Below are 21127 nucleotides of genomic sequence, written 5' to 3'. Positions count from 1 at the left end.
CGCCGGCAACGGACTGCCCCCACGGCAAACAGGCACGCCGGCGCGCGCGTGCGCCGCGTGGCGTTTCGAATTCGCGTCGAAGCGCGGATCGTCGGCGAGCGCGGGTTGCCGCAACACCTGTTCGCAGAACAACTTCCGTTCACGCTCGTTCTGCAGCCCGAGCATCACGGTCTTGCCGCCGCCGGCCGGGAACGGTCCGTACGGGCAGATCGTCGCGTGCGATGCGATCGACGGCGCAGGCGCGCTTTGCCCGTCGATCGCGTAGTAGAGCCGATAACCCATCCACGCGACCATGCTCTCCGGCATCGACATGTCGATCCGGCATCCTGTACCGGTGCGGCCGCGCATCGGCAGCGCGCTCGGGATGTTCGTATGCACGTACATGCCGGCCGCGATGTCCGCGATCGAGCAACCGGCCTTCGCCTGTTGTCCCGGCGAACCCGTGATCGACAGGCAGCCGGCCTCGCTCTGGATCAGCAGGTCGTAGGCCTTGCGGTCGCGATACGGACCTTCGTCGCCATAGCCTGAGAGATCGCAGGCGATCAGGCGCGGATGCGCGTCCTTCAGCGCGTCGTCGCCGAGCCCGAGACGCTCGGCCGCACCGGCGCGAGGTTCTGCACGAGCACGTGGGCATCCACGCATGGCACGCGCCGGAATTACCGCCCGAGCGATTGATCTCCTCCATGATGATCGAAGCCTCGGTGAGCCGGATGCCCGAACCGCCGTATTCCTGCGGAATCAGCGCGGCCAGCCAGCCGGCGTTCGTCAGCGCGTCGACGAACGCATCGGGATAGCCGCGCGCGCCGTCGATCTTGCGGAAATACTCGCCGGAATAATGGCAGCACAGGTCACGCACCGCTTTGCGAACGCCCTGATACGGGTCGTGCCGCGTCGTCTGCCTGTCCGTCGTCGATGAGTGAACGGAAGCGCGTTACGCGAGGGTTGCGGTGGCCTGCATCGTCAGCCAGCCGTCGCGATCCTTCGCCCACAGCTCGATCGTGCGACCGTCGTCCGACGGCTTGCCGCACAGCGTGAACGGCTCCGAGTCGAAGGTCGGGCGCACCGCGCGGAACGCGAAGCTCGCGAGCGTCGCGTCGGGCCGTTCGCGGTGCACGAGATCGGCCAGCAGCGTCGCGATCAGCGGGCCGTGCACGACGAGCCCCGGATAGCCTTCTTCCTGCGTCACGTAGCTGCGGTCGTAGTGGATGCGGTGGCCGTTGAAGGTCAGCGCCGAATAGCGGAACAGCATCACGGCGTCGGCCGTGACGGTGCGCGCCCACGTCTCGCCCGTGGGCGCCGCGACCGGCTTCGGTGCGGGCGCGCCCGGCTGCGGCGCGTCGCGATAGACGATGTCGTGCTCTTCCTCGACACACAGCGCACCGCCGGATTCGATCCGGTGCTGCACCGTCACGAACACGAGCCGGCCGCTGCGGCCCGTCTTGTCCTCGAGGTTCGCGATCGTCGATTCGCGCGTTGCGCGCTGCCCCGCGCGCAACGGCGCATGGAACGTCAGGCGCCCGCCGGCCCACATGCGGCGCGGCAACGGCACGGGCGGCAGGAAGCCGCCGCGCTTCGGGTGGCCGTCGGGGCCGACTTCGGCCAGCGGCGCGACCGGCAGGAAGTAGAGCCAGTGCCACATCGGCGGCACGACGTCGCCGGGTGGCGGGCGGTCGAGCGTAGCGGCCAGCGCGTTCAGCGGGAACGCAGTGATGTCGTCGCCGAGCGTTTCGGTCTTGCCGAGCCACGCGTCGAGCGACGCGGGGGCGGCAGGCTGCGGGGATGAGGTCGACATGGGCGGCGTCTCCGGTGCGCTTGCAATGACCCTAATATGCACGCCGCGCGCCGGTTCGAAAAGTCGGCTTTCGCGAACCGGGGCTTCTGATTTGGTTAACGCGCGGCCCTGCTCCGTCCTGCGGGACGGTTCTCGTCTGACTATTCAGTCTAATCGCCGCGGCCGCTGCGCGCTGCTCCGGGCCGCCAACCTTACAGCTTGACCACCGCCGGCACGCCGCCTAAATTGCTTCAGACGGACCGGCCGCGCCCCGAGCGACATGTCATCCGGGTGACAAAAAACGATAGTTTGCTATCGAATATTTTTGCCCCTATCATCTCGCCCATGACCAATCTGCACGATCTCCGCCTCGCCGTCAGCAGCCTGCTCGTGATGTCCGCGCGCAAGTGGCGCCGCACCAGTGACGGCGTGCTGAACGCGTACAACGTGTCCGAAGCCTGCGCGACGCCGCTCCTGATCGCCGGGCGTCTCGGCGAAGGCGTGCGGCAAGGCACGCTCGCCGAACACGTCGGCATCGAAGGGCCGTCGCTCGTGCGCCTGCTCGACCAGCTGTGCGCGGCCGGCCTCGCGCGCCGCGACGAGGATCCGCACGACCGCCGCGCGAAGACGATCTCGCTGACGGCCGCCGGCCGCGCGGTCACCGCGAAGATGGAGGAAGACCTGCGCGCGCTGCGCGCCCAGGTCCTCAAGGGCGTCTCGCGCGCCGATCTCGAAACGACGCTGCGCGTGCTCGATGCGTTCAATGCATCCGAGTCGCACTCGCCCGCCGCGCGTCCCTCCCACGCCGACGACACCGCGTCATGACTTATCCGAGCCTTCGCGACTGGCTGTTCTCCGGCAAGACGTTCGCCGCGTCGATGCTGGCGCTGTACCTCGGCCTGTATTTCCAGCTGCCGCGCCCGTACTGGGCGATGGCGAGCGTCTACATCGTGTCGAACCCGTTCGTCGGCGCGACGCGTTCGAAGGCGCTGTACCGCGCGCTCGGCACCGCGCTCGGCGCGGCCGCCGCCATCTTCTTCGTGCCGCCGTTCGTCGAGACACCGCTCCTGTTCAGCATCATCGTCGCGACCTGGTGCGGCACGCTGCTCTACCTCGCGATCTCCGACCGCACCGCGCGCAGCTACGTGTTCATGCTCGCCGGCTACACGATGCCCCTGATCGCGCTGCCGACCGTGACCGATCCATCCACCGTGTTCGACGTCGCGATCGCGCGGACCGAGGAAATCGTGCTCGGCATCGTGTGCGCGAGCGTGGTCGGCAGCGCGGTATTCCCGAACCGGCTTGCGCCGACGCTGATCGAGCGCACCGATGCATGGTTCAAGGACGCCGCGTTCTACGGCCGCGAGACGCTGTCAGGGCACCTCGCCGGCAAGGCGCTGTCCGCGTGCCGGCAGCGGCTCGCGGCGACGATCACCGGCCTCGAGTTCCTGCTGAGCCAGTTGAGCTACGACCATGCGCACCCGCGCATCCTCGCACGCGCACAGGCGCTCGCGGGCCGGATGCAGCTGTTCCTGCCGCTGATGTCGTCGCTCGCCGATCCGCTGATCGCGCTGATGCGCGACCTGCACGTGCGCCCGCCCGCGCTCGACGCCCTGCTGGCCGACGCCGCGAAGTGGTTCGACGCGCCGCTGCCGGCCGTGAAAGCCGGCACCGACGGCGACATGGCCCACGATCCGGTCGCGGACAACCTGCGCGCGCGCATCGCCGCGCTGCAGCCGCCCGACAGTGCGCTCGCGAGCTGGGATGGCGCGCTGATGTCGAACGCGCTGTGGCGACTGCGCCAGGTCATCGACATCTGGCAGGACTGCCGCTCGTTGCGCGCACTGATCGCGAATGAAGCGGGCGTGTGGCAGCCGCGCTACCGGCACTGGCGGCTCGGCGGCACCGAGCGCTTCTTCGATCGCGGGATGATGCTGTTCTCGACGCTGACCGTCGTGCTCGCGATCGTGTCCGCGTGCTGGCTGTGGATCTCGTCCGGCTGGCACGACGGCGCGGCGGCCGTCACGCTCGTCGCCGTGTCGTGCAGCTTCTTCGCCGCGCTCGACGAGCCCGCGCCGCTGGTGTTCAAGTTTTTCCTGTCGACCGCCGCCAGCGTCGTGTTCGCCGGGCTCTACCTGTTCGTCGTGCTGCCGCACGTGCACGATTTCGCGATGCTCGTGCTGATGTTCGCGGGTCCGTTCATCCTGATCGGCACGCTGCTGCCGCGCCCGCAGTTCAACATGGTGACGATGCTCGTCGCGGTGAACACGGCGACCTTCATCAGCATCCAGAGCGCGTACGAGGCAGATTTCTTCGTGTTCCTGAACAGCAATCTCGCGGGTGTCGCCGGGCTGCTGTTCGCATACGTCTGGACCCGGGCGACCCGGCCGTTCGGCGCGGAGCTCGCCGTGCGGCGCCTGCTGCGCTCGGGCTGGGAGGACGTCGCACGCTCCGCGTCGACGCAGCCGCTCGACGACCAGCGCAACCACGCATCGCGGATGCTCGACCGCGTCACCCAGCTGCTGCCACGCCTCGGCGCGTCCGACGACCACCGCCACCCGTCGATCGAAAGCTTCCGTGACCTGCGCATCGCGCTGAATGCGCTCGACCTGCGCCGCTCGCGCCGCCGGCTGTCGGGCGACGTGCCCGACGCGATCAACCGCGTGCTGGCCGGCGTCACCGATCACTACACGCGCTGCGCGGCCGCGAACGCGCGCCAGCCGGCGCCGCCCGCGCTGCTCGCGACGATCGACGACGCGCTGCACCGCGTGGCCGGCCGCAATCTGCCGGGCGCCGCGCCGGCCGACGGCGCGGCCGCGCCTGCCACGCCCGCTGCACCGGCCACGCCCGCGACGCACCGCCGGCTGCGCGACACGCTGCACGCGCTCGTCGGCCTGCGCCTGTCGCTGTATCCGGCTGCAGCCGGGCAAGCGCCGCAGGCGCCGGACGGAGCGCACGCATGATCCCGCTTTCCACCCTGTCCTTCCCAACGCGACCATGATCGGCGAAATCGACATCTTCGGCGTGTTCGTGCCGGCTCCGCTCGTGCTGATGCTGATCGCCTACCTGATCAACATCGTCGTGCGCGCGGTGCTCGAACGCGTCGGCTTCTACCGCCTCGTCTGGCACCGTTCGATCTTCGACCTCGGCATCTACGTGTTCGTACTTGCCGCCGTCGTGATCGCTTCCCACCATCTCGTGGCTACCTAACGTGAAAAAAACCTGGCTCTCGGCAGGGCAAATCCTGCTCACCCTGATCGTCGTCGTCGTAGCCGGCCTCGTGCTGTGGCGGATCATCAATTACTACATGTTCTCGCCGTGGACGCGCGACGGGCACGTGCGCGCCGACGTGATCCAGGTCGCACCGGACGTGTCGGGCCTCATCACGTCGGTACAGATCGCCGACAACCAGGAGGTCAAGCGCGGCCAGGTGCTGTTCGTGATCGACCAGGCGCGCTACGCGCTCGCGGAACGCCTCGCCGAAGCGACGCTCGCGCAGCGCCGCGCGACGCTGGCCCAGGCGAAGCGCGAATACGCGCGCAACCTGCAGCTCGGCAACCTGGTCGCGAGCGAACAGGTCGAGGAAAGCCGCACGCGCGTCGAACAGGGCGAGGCCAGTGTCGCCGATGCGCAGGTGTCGCTCGACACCGCGAAGCTGAACCTGCAGCGCACGACGATCGTGAGTCCCGTAGACGGCTACCTGAACGACCGCGCGCCACGCGTCGGCGAATACGTGCCGGCCGGCCGCGCAGTGCTGTCGGTGGTCGACCGCAACTCGTTCCGCGTCGACGGCTACTTCGAGGAAACCAAGCTGCGCGGCATCCATATCGGCCAGCCGGTGGACATCATCGTGATGGGCGAGCCGCATACGCTACGCGGCCACGTGCAGAGCATCGTTGCCGCGATCGAGGATCGCGACCGCACGCAGGGCGCGAACCTGCTGCCGAACGTGAACCCGGCGTTCAGCTGGGTGCGTCTCGCGCAGCGCGTGCCGGTGCGCGTCGTGCTCGATGAAGTACCCGACGATTTCCGGATGATCGCGGGCCGCACTGCAACCGTGTCGATGCGCGGCGCCGACACGCGCCAGAACGACAACGCGAAGCCGGCTGCTGCCGGTTCGGCATCGGCGGCGTCCGGTGCGGCCGTCGGTGCGGCCGCCGGCGCGGCGGGAGCGTCGCAATGAACAAGCACGGTCTGCGCCTCGCGGCAGCGTTCGCGCCGCTTGCGCTCGCACTCGGCGCGTGCAAATCCGTCGGCCCCGACTACACGCTGCCGCAGCAGGCGTACGTGAATGCGCCGCTCGCGAACCATGCGCTCGACGACGCGAACGGTACGCTGGTGTCGCGCGACGCGGTGCCCGGCAACTGGTGGCAACTGTATGACGACCCCGTGCTCGACGCGCTCGTGCGCGATGCGCTGAAGTCGAACACCGACCTGCGCGTCGCCGCGGCCAACCTCGCCCGCTCGCGCGCGGCGCTGGACGTCGCGAGCCAGCAGGGCGGGTTCTCGGGGGGCGCCGAAGCCGCCGTGCAGCGCGCGCAGGAATCGGCCGAGCAATACCTGCTCGAAAACAAGCTGCCCGTCGTCAACGAAGGCTCGGTCGGCATCAACGTGTCGTACGAAATCGACCTGTTCGGCAAGCTGCGGCGCGGCGTCGAAGCCGCACGCGCCGACAGCGACGCCGTAAAGGCGGCCGGCGACCTCGCGCGCATCACGGTTGTCGCCGACGTCGTGCGCGCGTACGTCGAATCGTGCTCGGCCGGCGATGAACTCGCCATCGCGAAGCAGTCGCTCGCGCTGCAGAAGCAGCGCGTCGCGCTGTCGCAGCGGTTGCGCGACGCCGGGCGCGGCAACCAGACCGACGTGACGCGCGGCGTGACGCAGGTCCGCACGCTCGCCGCCGACATCCCGCGCTTCGAAGGCCGCCGCAAGGTCGCGCAATACCAGCTCGCCGCGCTGCTCGCGCGCGCGCCGGCTGATTTGCCGAAGGCCGTCGCCGAATGCGAACGGCTGCCGACGCTGCGCCAGCCGATTCCGATCGGCGACGGCGCGGCGCTGCTGCGCCGCCGACCCGACGTGCGCGAAGCCGAGCGGCAGCTTGCCGCCTCGACCGCGCGCATCGGCGTGGCGACCGCCGCGCTGTACCCGTCGATCAGCATCGGTGCGTCGGCCGGCTCGGTCGGCGTCGCCGCCGACCTGTTCTCGTCCAACACGAACCGCTGGTCGTTCGGCCCGCTGATCAGCTGGTCGTTCCCCGTGAACGGCCAGCGTGCGCGCGTACGCGAGGCCGAGGCCGCGACGGGCGGCGCGCTCGCGCACTTCGACGGCGTCGTGCTGACTGCGCTGCGCGAAACGCAGTCGAGCCTCGCGACCTACGCGGCAGACGTGCAGCGCACGGATGCGTTGCGCACGGCGTATGAATCGGCACGCAATTCCGCCGACGAAACGCATCGTCTCTATGCGGCGGGCCGCGAATCGTTCATCTCCGATCTCGACGCGACGCGCACCCTCACGGGCGTGCGTGCGCAGGTCGCGGCTGCCGAAGGCCAGGTCGCGGCCGATCAGGTGCGGCTCTTCCTCGCACTCGGTGGCGGGTGGGATGGCGACGGCACAACGGCCGCACAGGATCGCGCCCCCGCCACAGCGCGTGCCGCCTCGACGCCCAACGGCAGCGAGTCGTCACGATAGCGTTATCACCTTAAGTACATAGCGCATGTGCGGCAAAATGCCCTGCAGCGGCAGGGTTTCCTGATTCGCACCATAGCATCCGGAAGGCGACGAACACCTGCGTTGACGGTAAACTGACCGATGCATTTCCATTCATCTGCAGTTGCCGATCCGGCAGCCGCATCCACTCGGAGAGTCATCATGCGAACCAGCGCCCGCAACCATTTCGCCGGCCAGGTCGGCGCCGTCAAGCCCGGTGCCGTCAACGACGAAATCACGCTCCGCACGCAGGACGGCCTCGACATCGTCGCCGTGATCACCCACGGCAGCGCAGCGTCGCTGGGCCTCGCGGCCGGCACGAAGGCGTTCGCGCTCGTCAAGGCGTCGTCGGTCATCGTGATGGTCGACGTCGACAGCAGCAAGGTATCGGCGCGCAACTGCGTCGCAGGCACCGTCGCGTCGGTCACGAAGGGCGCGATCAATGCGGAAGTCGTGATCAAGGCGGCAGGCGGCGCCGAGATCGTCGCGATCGTCACCAACGACAGCGTCGATCGTCTCGGCCTCGCGAACGGCACGGCGGCATCCGCAATCTTCAAGGCGTCGAGCGTGATCGTCGGCGTCGAGTGATCGCGTGACGATCGCGATGGCGGACCGTCGTGCGCCGCGCAGGCATGCGGCCGGGTCGTCGTCCGGATGCGCGCGATGACGGCCCCGTCCGGTCGCGCGCATGAACAGGCGTTGCAGTCGCTGCTGGCGGCAGCGGCCGGCGCCGGCACCGCCGATGCACGCCTGTTCGGCGCACTCGTTGCGGCACGCGCGTGCCGCAACGAACTCTCGCTGCTGGGCCTGTCTCCCGCCCGGTTCGCCGGCCTGCTCGCCCGGCAATTTCCACACCTGCCCTCCACCGACTCCGCCGCATTCATGCCGACGGTCGCGCTGGCGCTGTTGCCCGCCAGCCACTCGGCATTCGTCGCGACGCTGCATGCGCGGCTGATGAACGACGCGAATCCCGCCGTCGCCGGCGACGATGCCGACTGCCTCGCCTCGATCATCGCGCATGCGTGCCTGCGCCCCGACCATCTGTGGCGCGATCTCGGGCTCGACGGGCGCGATGCGGTATCGGCGATGCTCGACCGCTTTTTCCCTGCGCTCGCCGCGCGCAACGTCACCCACTTGCGCTGGAAGAAATTCTTCGCCCAGGAAGTGGCGGTATCGCTCGGCGTGCCACCCGGGCCCGCACCCGGATGCCCGGGCTGCGAGGATTTCGGCTTCTGCTTTCCTCAAGCGCGATAGCCACGGCGGCGGCCCGTGCCGCACGCCTGTTTCATCGCATCGCCAGCCAGACACCTGACCTTGAACGGCATTCAGGGGCCGGCCGCACACCCCATAAACGGCTACCCTGCGATGCGCATCATCCGCCCCGCATGGCGCCGTCAGTGCCGATGCCGGTGATGGATGTCCGGAAAATGCGCATGGCTGTGCGTGATCGGCAGATGCACGTGCGGATGCGTGTGCGGTTCGTCGCCGTCATACGGGAAGTCGTGCGCGTGCTGGTGATGTTCGTCGTGCCGATGCCGATGCGTATGCTCGAGCTGCTCGTGCGCATGCGTGTGTTCGTGCCGTTCGCGCACGTGCAGCCAGATGCCGAGCGCCATCAGCGCGGCGGCGATCCAGAACGTCGCGGGCGGCACTGCAGGCCAGATCAGCAGCGACAACACGACGCCGAACAGCGGCGCGATCGAGAAATACGCGCCGGTGCGCGCGCTGCCGAGATGACGCAGCGCGACGACGAACAGCACAAGGCTGATCCCGTAGCCGCCGAGCCCCGTCAGCATCGCCGCTGCGGTGACCGGTATCGCGGGCAGCGTTGCACCGGTTGCCAGCGCGATGCCGATATTCACGGGCCCCGCGATCAGCCCTTTCAGGCAAGCGATGACCATCGCGTCGTTCGCGGCAACCTTGCGGGTCAGGTTGTTGTCGATCGCCCAGCACAGGCATGCACCGACGATCAGCAGCGCACCGGCCGGCACGCCGGCCCCGCCCGGTGTCCGCGACAGCAGCGTGCCGCCGGCGACGATCGCAACCATGCCGAGGAATATCTGCGTATCCACGTTTTCGCGAAACACGACCCATGCGATCACCGCCGTCAGCACGCCTTCGAGATTGAGCAGCAACGCACTCGTCGCCGCCGGCGTGCTCGACAGCCCGAGCATCAGCAAGGCAGGGCCGGCCACGCCCCCCGCCGCGATCGCGCCGGCCAGCCACGGCAGATCGGCGCGCTGCAGCGGCGCGGCATCCGCGGCCGGTGCGCGACGGTTACGCCATCCGCGAAGCAGGATCCCGATGCCGAGCCCGACGCCGCTGCCGAGATAGAAGAGACCTGCGGCCATGAACGGTGACATCGCGCCGATCAGCGCCTTGGCGAGCGGAGTCGCGGCACCGAACAGCGCGGCGGCGGCGAGCGCGACGAGAATCGCGGAATGTCTCGAATTCATGATCCGGTTTGAATTGACGTTGAAGAACTGGGCGGGGCTTCGGGTGTGCCGGGGCCGGCCGCCCTTACCTTTCGGAATGCAAGCTGCATGCGTCATGCCGACCTGCTGGTGGCCGGACGACCCAGTCGAGATTATCGCGCGCCATCATGTCACGATGGCCGGGCGGGATCGCTCGCACGGCAATCGATGATTTCCGCTCAATAATTTCGGAAACCGAAACATATTGCTGAAGCCACGCTGTATTCAGGTATGCGAATCGTTCATGCGGACGCGGAAGAATCGAAACATCGTGCGTGCAGCGACGTTCGACGAACGTTCGTTGTCCGGTCGCGTGGTCTGTTTGACGTGGGAAGGGGGTACCGGCAAGTCAGGCGCCGGTGGAGGCGGTCCCGACCCGCCTCTGTCGAGGCAGGTCGGTTTGTCGTGCCATGCGCTGCATGTACGTGCCGCGCGGTTGACCGCAGCGCGGTACGGATTACTCGTTGCCGGCCGTCTGCTGTTCGACCTGCGGTGCGATGTCGGTTTGCACCTTCGCTTTCGCTTCGGCTTCCGCCGGTTGCGGCGCGGCCTCGGCCTGCTGCTCGGCCTGCTGCTCGGCCTGCTGCTCGGCCTGCTGCTCGGCCTGCTGCTCGGCCTGCTGCTCGGCCTGCTGCTCGGCCTTCGGCTGCTGCGGCGCACCCTTGGCTGCCTGTGCCGCGCCCTTGCCCGGACGGCGAGCCTTCAGGCGGCGCGCGCGCGCTGCATCGTCATGCGTCACGCGCCCTGCTTCGTTGCCCTGCAGGTCGACACGCACCGCGTCTTCGACGAGGCACGACCAGTAGCGGTTACCGCGACACCACGTCGACATCGCTTCGCGCAGTTCGGCTTCGTTAAGGCCGACAGCCTGCGCTTCGCGTGCGAGATCGTCCCAGATGCCGACCTTGAGCGGCACTTTCGGGGCCGGATTCTTCGGGAATGCGCGCGGAAACTTCCGCTGCAGTTTGCCGATCGCGACGATAACCGGATCGACCGGCGCCGACGGCTTCGCCGAAGCGGGCTTCGCTCGATGCGGTGCCTTGGCACCGGCGCCCGCTTTGGCGCCAGCACCCGGCTTGGCGCCACGAGGCGGCTGGTCGCCGGACTTCGGCTTCGTGCCGACATCCGTCGGTGCTGCCGGCCGCTTCGCGTTGCGCTCCTGTTTGGCCTTCGCTGCGAGCTGCGCCCGCAATTCGGCAAGTTGTTCAAAACCCATAAATTCAATCCACCAGGAATATAAGGTGTGGTTCGTGCGGCCATGCCGCGCGGCATAAAAGCTTCGCCGCCATGCATGCGGCCCGTCTGCCGCCGATGCGGCGCGCTACGGGGCCGCATCGCGTACGCCACTCTGTTTTCAGGCACCCGGCCACGATGCCGGACAAGGCAGGAGTGGAAGTATACCGGTACGCGCGACGGCCGGTTGACTCGCCGGTCTGCATTGGCCGGATTCTGCATGCCGGAAATGCGTCCGTGCGGTCGTGTTGCGCATTATAGGGATCCGCTTCCGGATGTCACGCCGTTCGCTGCTGCCGCCGGAAATCGGGCCAGGCCCGGCGCCGGTCCGCCCGACGCCCGACGGGGGATCTTCGGCGCGACGGACGTCGGGCATCGTCGCAGCACGCGCATCGCGCCGAATCGACGCAACGTCGCGCGACAAGCCTGCCCGCCCTTCAATTGCACCGGCGCCGCTGCACGACTCGTTGCGTTCGCATCGATCGCGTGGCGGACGAAGATACCGGAAAGTGCGTAGTATGGCCGGATCGACATCGTCGGCAGCGTATCTCGCCTGTTTTACTGCACGCCCGGTCAGCCCGCGATTTCACGTTTGCCAGCGAAAAGAACCGGTTACACGAAACGGAGCGGATGCATGGATTCCCACGACAACACCCCGCACGGCGGCATCACGCGCGAGGAAATTCACCATCGGCAGATCGACATGCGCGGCTATCGCCGCAGCGACGGCCTGTTCGAAGTGACTGCCTGCCTCGCGGACCGCAAGACCAGCGATTTCACCCCCCCGGGTGGCACGCGGACGGTCGTGGCGCTGTCGCCAATCCACGATCTCGGCGTGACACTGGTCTTCGACGCCGACATGGTCGTCCGCACCGTCTCCACGTTCATCCGCTCGCATCCGTATGCTCAGTGCCCGGGCGGCGGCGATTCGCTGCAGGCGCTCGTCGGGCTGAGCATCGGCGCCGGCTGGAACAGCGAGGTTCGCAAGCGCCTGCCGTCCTGCGATACGTGCACGCACCTGAAGGAATTGCTCGGCCCGATCGCCACCACCGCCTATCAGACGATGGTCGGCATGCGGCGATCGTCGCTCGACTACCGCGACAGCGAAGGAAAACCGCTCAAGATCGACAGCTGCTACGCATACGGCGCGTCGCGCGATCTCGTGAAACGCCTTTGGCCCGAATACCACCGGCCGTCGGCAACGGCGAAAGGCAGCTAGGGCTCCGGCGTCCGGCCGGTTCCGCGCTCGCAGACCGGTACGGCGCGAACAACCGCAGATCCACCTGCATCGCTTCGACTGGCCGCCGCGCCGGCCGTCAGAAAACGCCCAGCGCGAGGCCCGCTGCCAGGCCGGCACCCAGTTCGGCGCAGCGCGCAAGCGCGTCGCTGTCGATCGTCTTGGCCGCGAGGATCCGCTCGGGCGTCTGCGCATGCGTGCAGACGATCAGGCCAGGTGCCACGTTCTTCAGCCGCCATCCCGTCGCGATCCGGTCGATCTGGCGCAACGCGTTCTGCCCGTCGCTTCCCGCACAGATCATCGCCGCATACGGGCGGCCGTTCACGCGATCGAGCGCCGCGTAGTAGCAGCGATCGAAGAAGTCCTTCATCAACCCGGACATTGCCGCGAGATTTTCCGGCGTCGCAAACAGGTAGGCATCGGCGGTCAGCACGTCGTCTGCGCTCGTCGCGTCCGCACGCTGCAGCCTGACGTCGACGCCAGGCTGCTCGCGAGCCGCGCCGGCAGCCGCTTCGGCCATCTGTTGCGTGCCGCCGGTCATCGTGTGATAGACGATCAACAACGTTTTCATCGGTAGTCGCTCGCGTTCGGCTTCAGGTGCGCCGGCGGCATCGCCGGTTTCCACCCGATGGCCGGTCGTCACGTGTGAGGGTCATTTGGCGCTCGGTTGCCCGGATCGGCCGGCTTGCCCGTCTGTCGATGCTGCGCGCGCATCGCAGCGGCGTCGATTGGCGCATGCGTCCGGATGTGTCCGGGTACGCGGTCAATCCTGCGTGCAATGCGATGCGTCGCGGTCGTCGCCCGGTCGCGCGTAGTACGCGAGGAACATGTCCGCAGCCGATTCCGCAATTTTCTGCTGCTCCTGCGCGGTGAGCGGCGGTTGGCCCATCGTGATTTGCGGCCAGAACGCGAATGCCTTCACGACGCCATGCAACTGATGCGCGGCGAACACCGGATCGGTGACCGACAGACGGCCGGCCGCCGCGGCCGTACGCACCCAGACCGTGACGTCTTCCTCGCGCTCGCCGAGACGCTCGACCATGTCGCGCGCCCGTTCCGGGGAATGAATGGCTGCGCCGATCGCGACGCGCGCGAGCGCCAGAAATGCCTCGTCGTTCAGCAATCGCAATTTCCGGTCCAACAGCCCGAGCAGTTGTTCGCGCAGCGACACGTCGGCGCGATAGCTCGGCGAACTACCGGTCCGGGTCGCATCCCACAGCTTGTTCAGGATCGCGGCGAACAGCGTCTCCTTGCCCGGAAAGTGGTTATAGACCGTGCGCTTCGACACGTCCGCGCGCGCCGCGATACGATCCATGCTGGTCGCATCGTAGCCCGCTGCGAGAAATTCCTCGATCGCCGCGTCGACGATGGCCGCGCGCTTTCGATCGGTCAGACGCTGAGGGGGAGTGCTGGTATCCATATGGAAATATTACACCGGGCAGTTTACTTATCCAAAAAATAAACTACACTGTTTAGTGTACTTTATTCTCCGGATGAACCGACATGGCATCGCCTCTCGTTTTGATTCACCGCATTCTGGGTTTTGCGGCCGCCCGGCGCGGCCGCACGCTGTCCGGCAGTTCGCCACAGCACAATGGCGAGCGCTTCGCCAATGTCGCACCGCGTCCCGCCGAAGGATTCGGCAAGACGCTGGGGATCGCCTGGAACATGCTGGTCAACAAGCCGCGCAATACCGTGCCCACCGGGGCGCTGCCCGTCGATTCGCTGACTCGCGCGGAACTCGACGCGGCCCCCGACCGCAGCCTGTACCGGCTCGGCCATTCGACACTGCTGCTCAAGCTGCGCGGCGGATTCTGGCTGACGGATCCCGTGTTTGCCGAGCGTGCATCGCCGTTTCGGCGAGTCGGCCCCAAGCGCTTCCATGCGCCGCCGATCGCGCTGGAGGATCTTCCGCCGCTGCGCGGCGTGATCCTGTCGCACGATCACTACGATCACCTCGACCGCGACACGGTGCTCGCGCTTGCCGCCACCACCGACGTATTCGTGACCACGCTCGGCGTCGGCGATCGACTGATCGAATGGGGTATCGACGCAAGCAAAATTCGCCAGCTCGACTGGTGGCAGAGCATTGACGTCGCCGGCCTGACGCTGACCGCGACGCCCGCCCAGCACTTCTCCGGGCGCAGCCTGTTCGACGGCAACAGCACGCTGTGGGCGTCGTGGGTGATCGTCGACGGCGACCGGCGCATATTCTTCAGCGGCGACACGGGCTATTTCGACGGATTCCGAGAGATCGGCGAGCGCCTGGGGCCGTTCGACATCACGCTGATCGAAACAGGCGCCTATGATGCGCAATGGCCGTATGTGCACATGCAGCCGGAAGAAACCGTGCAGGCACACATCGATTTGCGCGGACGCTGGCTGATCCCGATTCACAACGGCACGTTCGATCTCGCGATGCATCGCTGGCAGGAGCCGTTCGAGCGCGTCACGGCGCTGGCAATCGTGCGCGGCGTCGAATTGTCGACACCCAGGATAGGCGAACGCGTCGATCTCGACGAACCGCATCGCGGCGAGCGGTGGTGGCGTACGGTCGACGAGCGCGCGGCAGCGCCGGCAGCGAAATCGCGCCGCTGGCAGCTTTGTGCGTCGCAGGCAACGAAGTAGATTCGCCAGCCGCTGCACGCGCCTTCCGGAAGCGTGGCGATGCTGCGATTCCGGAAGGCGTTTTCGTTGCCGGAGCCCCAACACGTCGACGGCCAGCCCGTCGACCCGATTACCCGAGTAGAGAAGTCATGCATCCGGCACACGTCCGATACCCCCCCCGGCAACGAGACGACGACGTCGCCATCGCTGCAATCAACCAGGCAGGCTACCGGCCGCCCCGCGTCAGCCGCGAAGGCGAACTGCGGCAGACACTCGCCGAGCGCGTCGCAAGATGGACGGAAGGTGTCGACCACCTCGTCACGGCCATTCCCAATCTGAGCTTTCATCGACGGGAAGCACCGACGCAGCCGATGGACTGCATGGTCGAGCCGAGCTTCGGCCTCGTCGTGCAGGGCACGAAGCGGGTCATCCAGAGCGGCGATGCCTATATCTACGACACCAACCGCTTTCTGATCACGTCGCTCGATCTGCCGGGTTCGACGCAGGTCATCGAAGCCAGCCGCGAAAAGCCGTTCCTCGGGCTCGGCCTCAAGCTCGATTTTCGCGTCATGGCCGAACTGATGATGCAGGTCGCGCCGGATCACGACGATACACCGGTCGGTCGCGGCCTCGTCGTCGGCGACATGACCGAACCGCTGTACGACGCGCTGAACCGGTTGCTGGCATTGCTCGACGACCCGAATGCCATTGCCGTTCTCGCACCGTATGTCGAGCGCGAAATCTACTATCGCCTGCTGACGAGCGATCAAGGCGCCCGCCTGCGTCAGATCGCATCCACCGGCAGCCAGTGCAACCGCGTGTCACGCGCGATCCAGTGGTTGCGTGCTCACTATGACGAGTCCTTGCGGGTCGATGATCTCGCGGCGCAGGTTCAGATGAGCAGTTCGACCTTCCATCACCACTTCCGCCAGCTCACCGGCATGAGTCCGCTGCAGTATCAGAAATGGATACGGCTCAACGAGGCGCGTCGACTGATGCTGTCCGAACGGCTCGATGCCGCGTCGGCGTCGTTCCGGGTCGGGTATGCAAGCCCGACCCAGTTCAACCGCGAATACAGTCGGTTGTTCGGCAATTCACCTCGGAGGGACATCGATAGCCTGCGAGGGGGAACGGACGTCGTTCTGTCGATCGCAGCCAGCTATTGATCGCGGAACGGCAGTGGAGGGGTGAAATGCCGGCTTTGCCTGGATCCGCAGCGAGGAGAAGTTGGCCTTGTCACATGCGTGATCGGTCCGATCCGGTCTAATTGACGCCATCAGATGCATACTTGTTGCCGGCCCGGGAGGGATGGGGCCGCGTCTGCCGGGGCTATCCCAGTTGAATGTTGAATGGCGCCGGATGCGCGTCGAGTTCGAGGCGAGCACTTGAGCTTGTGCGCCTCGAGCTGCTACAGATAGATCGCCTGATCCCGATGCTCTCGGAGTAGCCGGCGGCGTCACACCTCTCCAAAGATCACACCTATCCAGTTGCCCTGCTGCTTCCCTGGCGCAGATCCCCCAGACGGTCAGGTTCCCTCGACACTCCGCAGTTCAACGAATCAGGCGACTCGCACGTGCGTTGTCACGTGACAACTGGCGCTGAATATCAATGCTTTAGGTGCCGGATATGAGGCTAGATCAGAACCGACGATGTACTGATTAGCAAACTGATCGGCACCTCCGTCTTACCACTGGCCTCAAATCGTTTCGAAAACCACGAATTACGTATCAAACACGACAAATCTCACCATTCGTGACTCAATTGCAGCTGGCGACACACGAAAAATCATGCGCCCCCAATTCCGCGAGCGATCTTGCCCATTTTGCGTGAAACAACATGAAGAATATGGCGCAAGCCATTGCCGGACAAGGATTTCCGAGAATGCGCCATTTCTCGCAAATGTTTCACGACCTGACCCGTTTGAGTTGTCACACGACACTCGACGCGTGAATTTGCCTCCATCGTGGCTCATGTACGCCTTGGCAGAGCTGGCGGTTGCCGGGTTGTCCATCTACCCGTCCCGATACGCTCAATCGCCCCCTCCCCTACGGGCCGCCACGATCAGCAATGCAGGTTCTTGACATCTCTTTAAATGGGGTCATATCGTGCCAGATCGTGGCTTGTCCTTTCTGGATGGCGCCAAGCGACTTGCAGCCACGTCCCGGCACAAAAGCGTGGGCGCGCAGCGACAGAGACAAGCAGAACAACCATCCCGCGACATCTCCGTCCAGGCGCACTTCTACATTGACAGAGCGGATGTTTCATATCGCCTCATGGCTTGACCTTCAGAGATCCCACACTCCTGTTGTCACGTGACAACTGACTGAACGACTCGCACAACAAACGGCGTTGAACAGCAAATCGTCTGCGCCAACTTGCATCCGAACATATCAACCGAAGCGCACTCAGGATTGCTCAACCGCGACAGATCTTGAGACCCATAGCGTTGTTACCGTCGAGCCGTGTTCCGAGCCGTTTGTCACGTGACAACTCTTCTCGGTACGCGTTTGATCGTCGACCATATATCCGCCGCCGAAGTAATGCGCCCGCAACTCAGATCTCGCCCCGATTAAAAATTTTTCCCTCAACGGAGATCACAAGCCGGAATCGCTTTCTAGCGATTGTCACGTAACAACCGCTCGCTTCGAGGACACCTACAACATCAGCGAATCGGGTTAAGGCAAGGATTAGGGAGACAAAGACATGATGAGTTCATCAGCCTCAATGAGGCAGATTCGTATTTGACGTTTAAGTCAGTCGACTTTTCTTTAGCTGACGGTCTATTTTTCCCAGAGACACAGGATGGAATTTTATTTTTCTCGATCGCTAATTTCGAATAGTGCGTTAGCCATTCGGCTTACTTGTCACGTGACAACCACGCCGATCATCAAAACTTCCATCATGTCGAAGACCTTTCTGGACATTTCGGCAATAACTGCATATATTACGCAAAACTCCGTGGAGGAATTTAATGGCTTTCAAGATCGCCGTCAGTAATCAAAAAGGTGGGACTGGAAAGACAACCATCTCCGTCAACATCGCTGCTGCGTTCGAAGCCGGCGGCAACAAGGTCGCGCTGATCGATGCCGACCCTCAAGGCACGTCCGTTCGTTGGGTCACGAGCGGTGAAAATACGCTGCCGATGACGGTCCTTTCGCTGGCGCCCGCCGGCCGCGGCATCGGCGGCGAGATCAAGAAGCAGGACGCGAACTTCGACGTGATCGTCGTGGACTGTCCCGGCAACCTCGAAGATCCGCGTATCGCATCCGTCCTCGAAGTGGCGGACTTCTGCCTGGTGCCGCTGTCGCCTTCGCCGGCCGACCTGTACAGCACCGTCGCGATGATCCGCATGATCGAGTCGATGCGTACCGTTCGGAACCCAAATCTTTCTTCCGCATTGATGCTGAATAGTGTTAATGGAAAAACTAAAATGCGTGAAGAAATTTTAAAAATTCTAAGGGCTGAAGAAATAGGGGAGCATCTGCTCGACAGCCAGATCGCGCAACGCGAGGTCTACCGTCAGACGTTCGCGCTCGGCACCACGATCCATCACCACAATCGATACCTGAAGGGCTTGAAGGAAGCCCGTGCAGAAATCGAGAAGCTGGTCACGGAAATGGCCCAATACATCGCGTCGACGCGCGCTACCGGAGCCGCCCATGGCTAAGGACACATCGAAAGACAAGAAGCCGACGGGCAACCTGCATCTCGCGGCCGGCCTGTTGCGCGGACTTGCGCAGGAAAATGCGGCACTCGAAACGCGGCTGCCCGAGCCGGCGGTCGCACCGGCTGCCGCCGTCGAAGCGGCGCCCGTCAGCACGACTGCTGCAGCCGCGCCCGCCGGTGCGGCCGATCTTGGCGCGCCGCAGAAGGTTCTGGTCAAGGACTGCATCCCGAACCCGTTCAACCCGCGCGTGTTCTACTCGGAGTCGAGCCTGCACGAGCTCGCACTGACGTTGAAACGGGAAGGGCAGATCGAGCCGATCAAGGTCACGCGGCTCCCGGAGTTTCCCGGCAAGCTCGTCGTGATCGACGGGCAACGCCGGCTGCGCGCAACGAGCATCAACGGCGACGAGACGATCAACGCCACGTTCCGTACGGACCACACCCCCGAGCAGCTCTACACGATCGCGTATCGGGCCAACCACGACCACGAACGCCAGACGATCTTCGACGATGCGGTAGCGTGGAAGCGCCTCCTCGACGAGAAGGTCTTTTCCGACCAGAACACGCTGGCGGAAAAGATCGGCAAGGACAAGGCATCGATCAGCAAGACGCTGTCGCTCAACGCGCTGCCGAACACGCTGCTGGAGCGGATGGCCAGCGCGAACGACGTGGTTGGCCTGCAGGCAGCGTACTTCCTGAAGCTGATCTTCGAGCGCCTGGGCGAGCCGACGGCCGACCGGCTGTTGACGGCCGTGATCGACCGGAAAAAATCGGTCCGCGACCTCGAGAATTTCCTGCGTGCGCAGAGCGACGGCAACAAGAAGGCGGGTCGCACGCGCTACAGCGTTCGTCACGACTTTGCGCTCGAATCGCGGGCGATCGGTCAGTTGAAGACCTATCCGGACGGACGTCTGGATCTGCAGCTCAAGGGCGTCGACGCCTCTCACCAGGAAGCGCTCGCCGACAAGCTCAAGACCGTCATCGATGCGTACGTCGCGGATCTCGCGGCGGCCACGCCCAAGTAAGCACCGCAAACAAAAGGCCTCGCCTCCGTGTTGCGCCGCGAAGCCGGACCACCATCAAATCCGGCAAACGACGCCCCCGGCTGCGAGGCCCTGTTCAGTTGCCTGCGAGACTGCTCTTGAGCAGGAATTCCAGCAGGTCGTCCGAGGTCGGTTCGCCCCAGGTATCGAGCGCGAGCCATCGGAAGAAGCTGGTCTGCGCAAGCTTGCTTGCCTTCTTCTTCGGCGACAGCGTCAGGTCCTTCGAACCCGCGACCGTCTCGTTGTAACGCTCGATCAGCTTGGTCTGGTCGTCGATCTCCAGTTCGCGGAAATACGCGCCGGCTTCCTCGACCTTCGCCGCCAGATACTTGTCGCGAATCTGCTCCTGCTTGCTTTGCGCGGATTCCTTCGCCGGTGCGGCCGCTTCGGTACCCTGTCCGTCGGCCAGCGTGTAGCCGTGCGTCAGCGCCTTGCGGAAATACGCGGCTACATTGTCGACCGGCGCCGCATTCTTCTTCGTAGTCCGATTGAGCGTGTAGGCGATCGCCGCCTTGATCCGCTGCACGCCGTATTGCGTGATCAGCCGGCGCGCTTCCGAACGCGGAATGCCGAACTTGGCGACTTCCTCGACCAGCGCTTCGTTCTTGACGTCGCCGTCTTCGACCGTATCGGCGCTCTGCTTGCGCGTCACCTTGAACTGAACGGCTTCCACGCTGCGGCCGGATTTGTGTTCGATCAACTCGAGCGTGTGGTCCGATACTTCGTTCACCTCCTGGATACACGGCACCAGGACCTTGCTCTTGAACAGCTTGTATTCCTTGTACGACTGCGACGCCTTGTCCTGGCCGAGGATGAGGTCACGGAATTTCGGCAGCGGAATCTTCGCGGTGATGCCGATCCCTTCGTAGCGCACCGTGTTTTCCCACAGCGCGAGCGAGTGCGACCGCCGGAACTCGCGGGCGATCCGCATATCGATCAGCGCGTAGATTTCGGGATTGAGCAGTTCGCTGCGAATCTGGTCGGAGAAGCTGTACTTCAGCACCGATTGCTCGAGTTCCGCGCCGGCGAGCAGGCCTGACGCCTTCCAGACCGTCGAGCGGTCCGCGGCCAGGTAGTCCCAGTTGACGACGGTACTGATCAGCGAGTTGACCGTGTCCTTCACGTACTTCGTGTTGTTGCTGTTCAACCCGCTCTCGTGCGACAGCGACGCAATCGAGATCGAGAAGCTCGTCCGGCCCGGCTCGAACGCCTCCTGCCGAAGCGCATTCTTGATCAGCGAACTGAACATCTTGCGCTGCTGCAGGCCGATCTTTCCCGACTTGGGCGCGATATGAATCGCCTGGACCGCCTTGCGCAGCAAGTCGGGAGGCTCGGGTGTCTGAAACAGCGAAACCTGCTTGTCTGAGCCTTTGCTTGCTGGCTTGCGCGGCAT

At 65.3% G+C, this 21127-nt stretch carries 18 protein-coding genes and 2 pseudogenes; 12 read left to right on the top strand and 8 right to left on the bottom strand.

The genetic code is table 11. The features are described from left to right. The 3 genes and pseudogenes from ACWMMN_RS32280 to ACWMMN_RS32270 all read right to left on the bottom strand — a co-directional run. A pseudogene (locus ACWMMN_RS32280) lies at positions 1 to 635 on the bottom strand (CoA transferase); the annotation flags it as partial. After that, positions 632 to 856, bottom strand: a pseudogene (locus ACWMMN_RS32275) (acyl-CoA dehydrogenase family protein); the annotation flags it as partial. The pseudogenes ACWMMN_RS32280 and ACWMMN_RS32275, both read right to left, overlap by 4 nt. A 75-nt stretch (positions 857 to 931) precedes the next feature. Then, positions 932 to 1792: an HTD2 family dehydratase gene (locus ACWMMN_RS32270; RefSeq protein WP_486424303.1), complete on the bottom strand. Its 861-nt coding sequence runs from the start codon at positions 1790 to 1792 to the stop codon at positions 932 to 934. Positions 1793 to 2116: 324 nt separating this feature from the next. On the opposite strand from ACWMMN_RS32270, the gene ACWMMN_RS32265 reads away from it, so the two are divergent. From ACWMMN_RS32265 to ACWMMN_RS32235, 7 genes are all read left to right on the top strand, one after another. Next, positions 2117 to 2596, top strand: a complete 480-nt coding sequence (locus ACWMMN_RS32265) for a MarR family winged helix-turn-helix transcriptional regulator (protein WP_059241097.1) — start codon at positions 2117 to 2119, stop codon at positions 2594 to 2596. Continuing rightward, entirely contained in the window at positions 2593 to 4734 is a 2142-nt protein-coding gene (locus ACWMMN_RS32260; protein ID WP_486424302.1) for an FUSC family protein, read from the top strand. The genes ACWMMN_RS32265 and ACWMMN_RS32260 overlap by 4 nt, the downstream gene beginning before the upstream one ends. Before the next feature lie 34 nt (positions 4735 to 4768). Then, positions 4769 to 4981 carry a DUF1656 domain-containing protein gene (locus ACWMMN_RS32255; RefSeq protein ID WP_059241095.1) on the top strand — a complete coding sequence of 71 codons (213 nt, stop codon included), beginning with the start codon at positions 4769 to 4771 and terminating at the stop codon, positions 4979 to 4981. A gap of 1 nt (position 4982) precedes the next feature. Continuing rightward, positions 4983 to 5954 (top strand): efflux RND transporter periplasmic adaptor subunit, encoded by a 972-nt coding sequence (locus ACWMMN_RS32250; protein WP_059241094.1) that lies wholly within the window; start codon positions 4983 to 4985, stop codon positions 5952 to 5954. Beyond that, the gene (locus tag ACWMMN_RS32245; protein ID WP_486424301.1) at positions 5951 to 7459 is read left to right on the top strand and encodes an efflux transporter outer membrane subunit; all 1509 of its coding nucleotides are present in this window, start codon (positions 5951 to 5953) and stop codon (positions 7457 to 7459) included. Before ACWMMN_RS32250 ends, ACWMMN_RS32245 begins: the two co-directional genes overlap by 4 nt. Before the next feature lie 180 nt (positions 7460 to 7639). After that, entirely contained in the window at positions 7640 to 8065 is a 426-nt protein-coding gene (locus tag ACWMMN_RS32240; protein ID WP_486424300.1) for a TOBE domain-containing protein, read from the top strand. A gap of 75 nt (positions 8066 to 8140) precedes the next feature. Continuing rightward, positions 8141 to 8731 (top strand): nitrogen fixation protein NifQ, encoded by a 591-nt coding sequence (locus ACWMMN_RS32235; RefSeq protein WP_486424299.1) that lies wholly within the window; start codon positions 8141 to 8143, stop codon positions 8729 to 8731. 140 nt (positions 8732 to 8871) lie between these two features. Here ACWMMN_RS32235 and ACWMMN_RS32230 read toward each other — a convergent pair whose 3' ends face one another. Together ACWMMN_RS32230 and ACWMMN_RS32225 are read right to left on the bottom strand one after the other, a co-directional pair. Beyond that, the gene (locus ACWMMN_RS32230) at positions 8872 to 9933 is read right to left on the bottom strand and encodes a DMT family transporter (RefSeq protein ID WP_486424298.1); all 1062 of its coding nucleotides are present in this window, start codon (positions 9931 to 9933) and stop codon (positions 8872 to 8874) included. 475 nt (positions 9934 to 10408) lie between these two features. Further along, positions 10409 to 11164, bottom strand: coding sequence for a ProQ/FinO family protein (locus tag ACWMMN_RS32225; RefSeq protein ID WP_486424297.1), 756 nt, complete (start codon positions 11162 to 11164; stop codon positions 10409 to 10411). A 651-nt stretch (positions 11165 to 11815) separates the two neighbouring features. Between ACWMMN_RS32225 and ACWMMN_RS32220 the strand changes: the two genes are divergently transcribed. Beyond that, positions 11816 to 12400, top strand: a complete 585-nt coding sequence (locus ACWMMN_RS32220; RefSeq protein WP_342706165.1) for a DUF2889 domain-containing protein — start codon at positions 11816 to 11818, stop codon at positions 12398 to 12400. 97 nt (positions 12401 to 12497) lie between these two features. On the opposite strand, the gene ACWMMN_RS32215 is transcribed toward ACWMMN_RS32220, so the two are convergent. Together ACWMMN_RS32215 and ACWMMN_RS32210 are read right to left on the bottom strand one after the other, a co-directional pair. After that, entirely contained in the window at positions 12498 to 12989 is a 492-nt protein-coding gene (locus ACWMMN_RS32215) for a flavodoxin family protein (protein WP_059242378.1), read from the bottom strand. A 192-nt stretch (positions 12990 to 13181) separates the two neighbouring features. Beyond that, entirely contained in the window at positions 13182 to 13838 is a 657-nt protein-coding gene (locus ACWMMN_RS32210; protein WP_059241088.1) for a TetR/AcrR family transcriptional regulator, read from the bottom strand. Positions 13839 to 13921: 83 nt separating this feature from the next. Here ACWMMN_RS32210 and ACWMMN_RS32205 point away from each other — a divergent pair, with 83 nt between their 5' ends. The 4 genes from ACWMMN_RS32205 (at position 13922) to ACWMMN_RS32190 (ending at position 19716) form a co-directional block, all read left to right on the top strand. Beyond that, entirely contained in the window at positions 13922 to 15046 is a 1125-nt protein-coding gene (locus ACWMMN_RS32205) for an MBL fold metallo-hydrolase (protein ID WP_174994659.1), read from the top strand. 128 nt (positions 15047 to 15174) lie between these two features. Further along, positions 15175 to 16191: an AraC family transcriptional regulator gene (locus ACWMMN_RS32200; RefSeq protein ID WP_486424296.1), complete on the top strand. Its 1017-nt coding sequence runs from the start codon at positions 15175 to 15177 to the stop codon at positions 16189 to 16191. A gap of 1805 nt (positions 16192 to 17996) precedes the next feature. Continuing rightward, the gene (locus ACWMMN_RS32195; RefSeq protein ID WP_059241085.1) at positions 17997 to 18692 is read left to right on the top strand and encodes a ParA family protein; all 696 of its coding nucleotides are present in this window, start codon (positions 17997 to 17999) and stop codon (positions 18690 to 18692) included. Continuing rightward, a complete protein-coding gene (locus tag ACWMMN_RS32190; protein ID WP_059241084.1) occupies positions 18685 to 19716 on the top strand; it encodes a ParB/RepB/Spo0J family partition protein in 1032 nt (343 codons plus the stop codon). Before ACWMMN_RS32195 ends, ACWMMN_RS32190 begins: the two co-directional genes overlap by 8 nt. Before the next feature lie 94 nt (positions 19717 to 19810). On the opposite strand, the gene ACWMMN_RS32185 is transcribed toward ACWMMN_RS32190, so the two are convergent. After that, positions 19811 to 21127: a replication initiation protein gene (locus ACWMMN_RS32185; protein ID WP_021163671.1), complete on the bottom strand. Its 1317-nt coding sequence runs from the start codon at positions 21125 to 21127 to the stop codon at positions 19811 to 19813.

The sequence above is a fragment of the Burkholderia cepacia complex sp. TUM26381 genome, assembly GCF_057439935.1.
The sequence above is the reverse complement of the archived record's forward strand: the minus strand, read 5'-3'. Positions and strand labels throughout refer to the sequence as shown.

Coding starts and splice junctions, on each gene's coding strand:
- ACWMMN_RS32200 (WP_486424296.1), top strand. CDS start 15,175: ATGCATCCGGCACACGTCCGATACCCCCCCCGGCAACGAGACGACGAC.
- ACWMMN_RS32270 (WP_486424303.1), bottom strand. CDS start 1,792: ATGTCGACCTCATCCCCGCAGCCTGCCGCCCCCGCGTCGCTCGACGCG.
- ACWMMN_RS32255 (WP_059241095.1), top strand. CDS start 4,769: ATGATCGGCGAAATCGACATCTTCGGCGTGTTCGTGCCGGCTCCGCTC.
- ACWMMN_RS32220 (WP_342706165.1), top strand. CDS start 11,816: ATGGATTCCCACGACAACACCCCGCACGGCGGCATCACGCGCGAGGAA.
- ACWMMN_RS32215 (WP_059242378.1), bottom strand. CDS start 12,989: ATGAAAACGTTGTTGATCGTCTATCACACGATGACCGGCGGCACGCAA.
- ACWMMN_RS32190 (WP_059241084.1), top strand. CDS start 18,685: ATGGCTAAGGACACATCGAAAGACAAGAAGCCGACGGGCAACCTGCAT.
- ACWMMN_RS32195 (WP_059241085.1), top strand. CDS start 17,997: ATGGCTTTCAAGATCGCCGTCAGTAATCAAAAAGGTGGGACTGGAAAG.
- ACWMMN_RS32260 (WP_486424302.1), top strand. CDS start 2,593: ATGACTTATCCGAGCCTTCGCGACTGGCTGTTCTCCGGCAAGACGTTC.
- ACWMMN_RS32205 (WP_174994659.1), top strand. CDS start 13,922: ATGGCATCGCCTCTCGTTTTGATTCACCGCATTCTGGGTTTTGCGGCC.
- ACWMMN_RS32265 (WP_059241097.1), top strand. CDS start 2,117: ATGACCAATCTGCACGATCTCCGCCTCGCCGTCAGCAGCCTGCTCGTG.
- ACWMMN_RS32245 (WP_486424301.1), top strand. CDS start 5,951: ATGAACAAGCACGGTCTGCGCCTCGCGGCAGCGTTCGCGCCGCTTGCG.
- ACWMMN_RS32225 (WP_486424297.1), bottom strand. CDS start 11,164: ATGGGTTTTGAACAACTTGCCGAATTGCGGGCGCAGCTCGCAGCGAAG.
- ACWMMN_RS32240 (WP_486424300.1), top strand. CDS start 7,640: ATGCGAACCAGCGCCCGCAACCATTTCGCCGGCCAGGTCGGCGCCGTC.
- ACWMMN_RS32210 (WP_059241088.1), bottom strand. CDS start 13,838: ATGGATACCAGCACTCCCCCTCAGCGTCTGACCGATCGAAAGCGCGCG.
- ACWMMN_RS32185 (WP_021163671.1), bottom strand. CDS start 21,127: ATGCCGCGCAAGCCAGCAAGCAAAGGCTCAGACAAGCAGGTTTCGCTG.
- ACWMMN_RS32235 (WP_486424299.1), top strand. CDS start 8,141: ATGACGGCCCCGTCCGGTCGCGCGCATGAACAGGCGTTGCAGTCGCTG.
- ACWMMN_RS32230 (WP_486424298.1), bottom strand. CDS start 9,933: ATGAATTCGAGACATTCCGCGATTCTCGTCGCGCTCGCCGCCGCCGCG.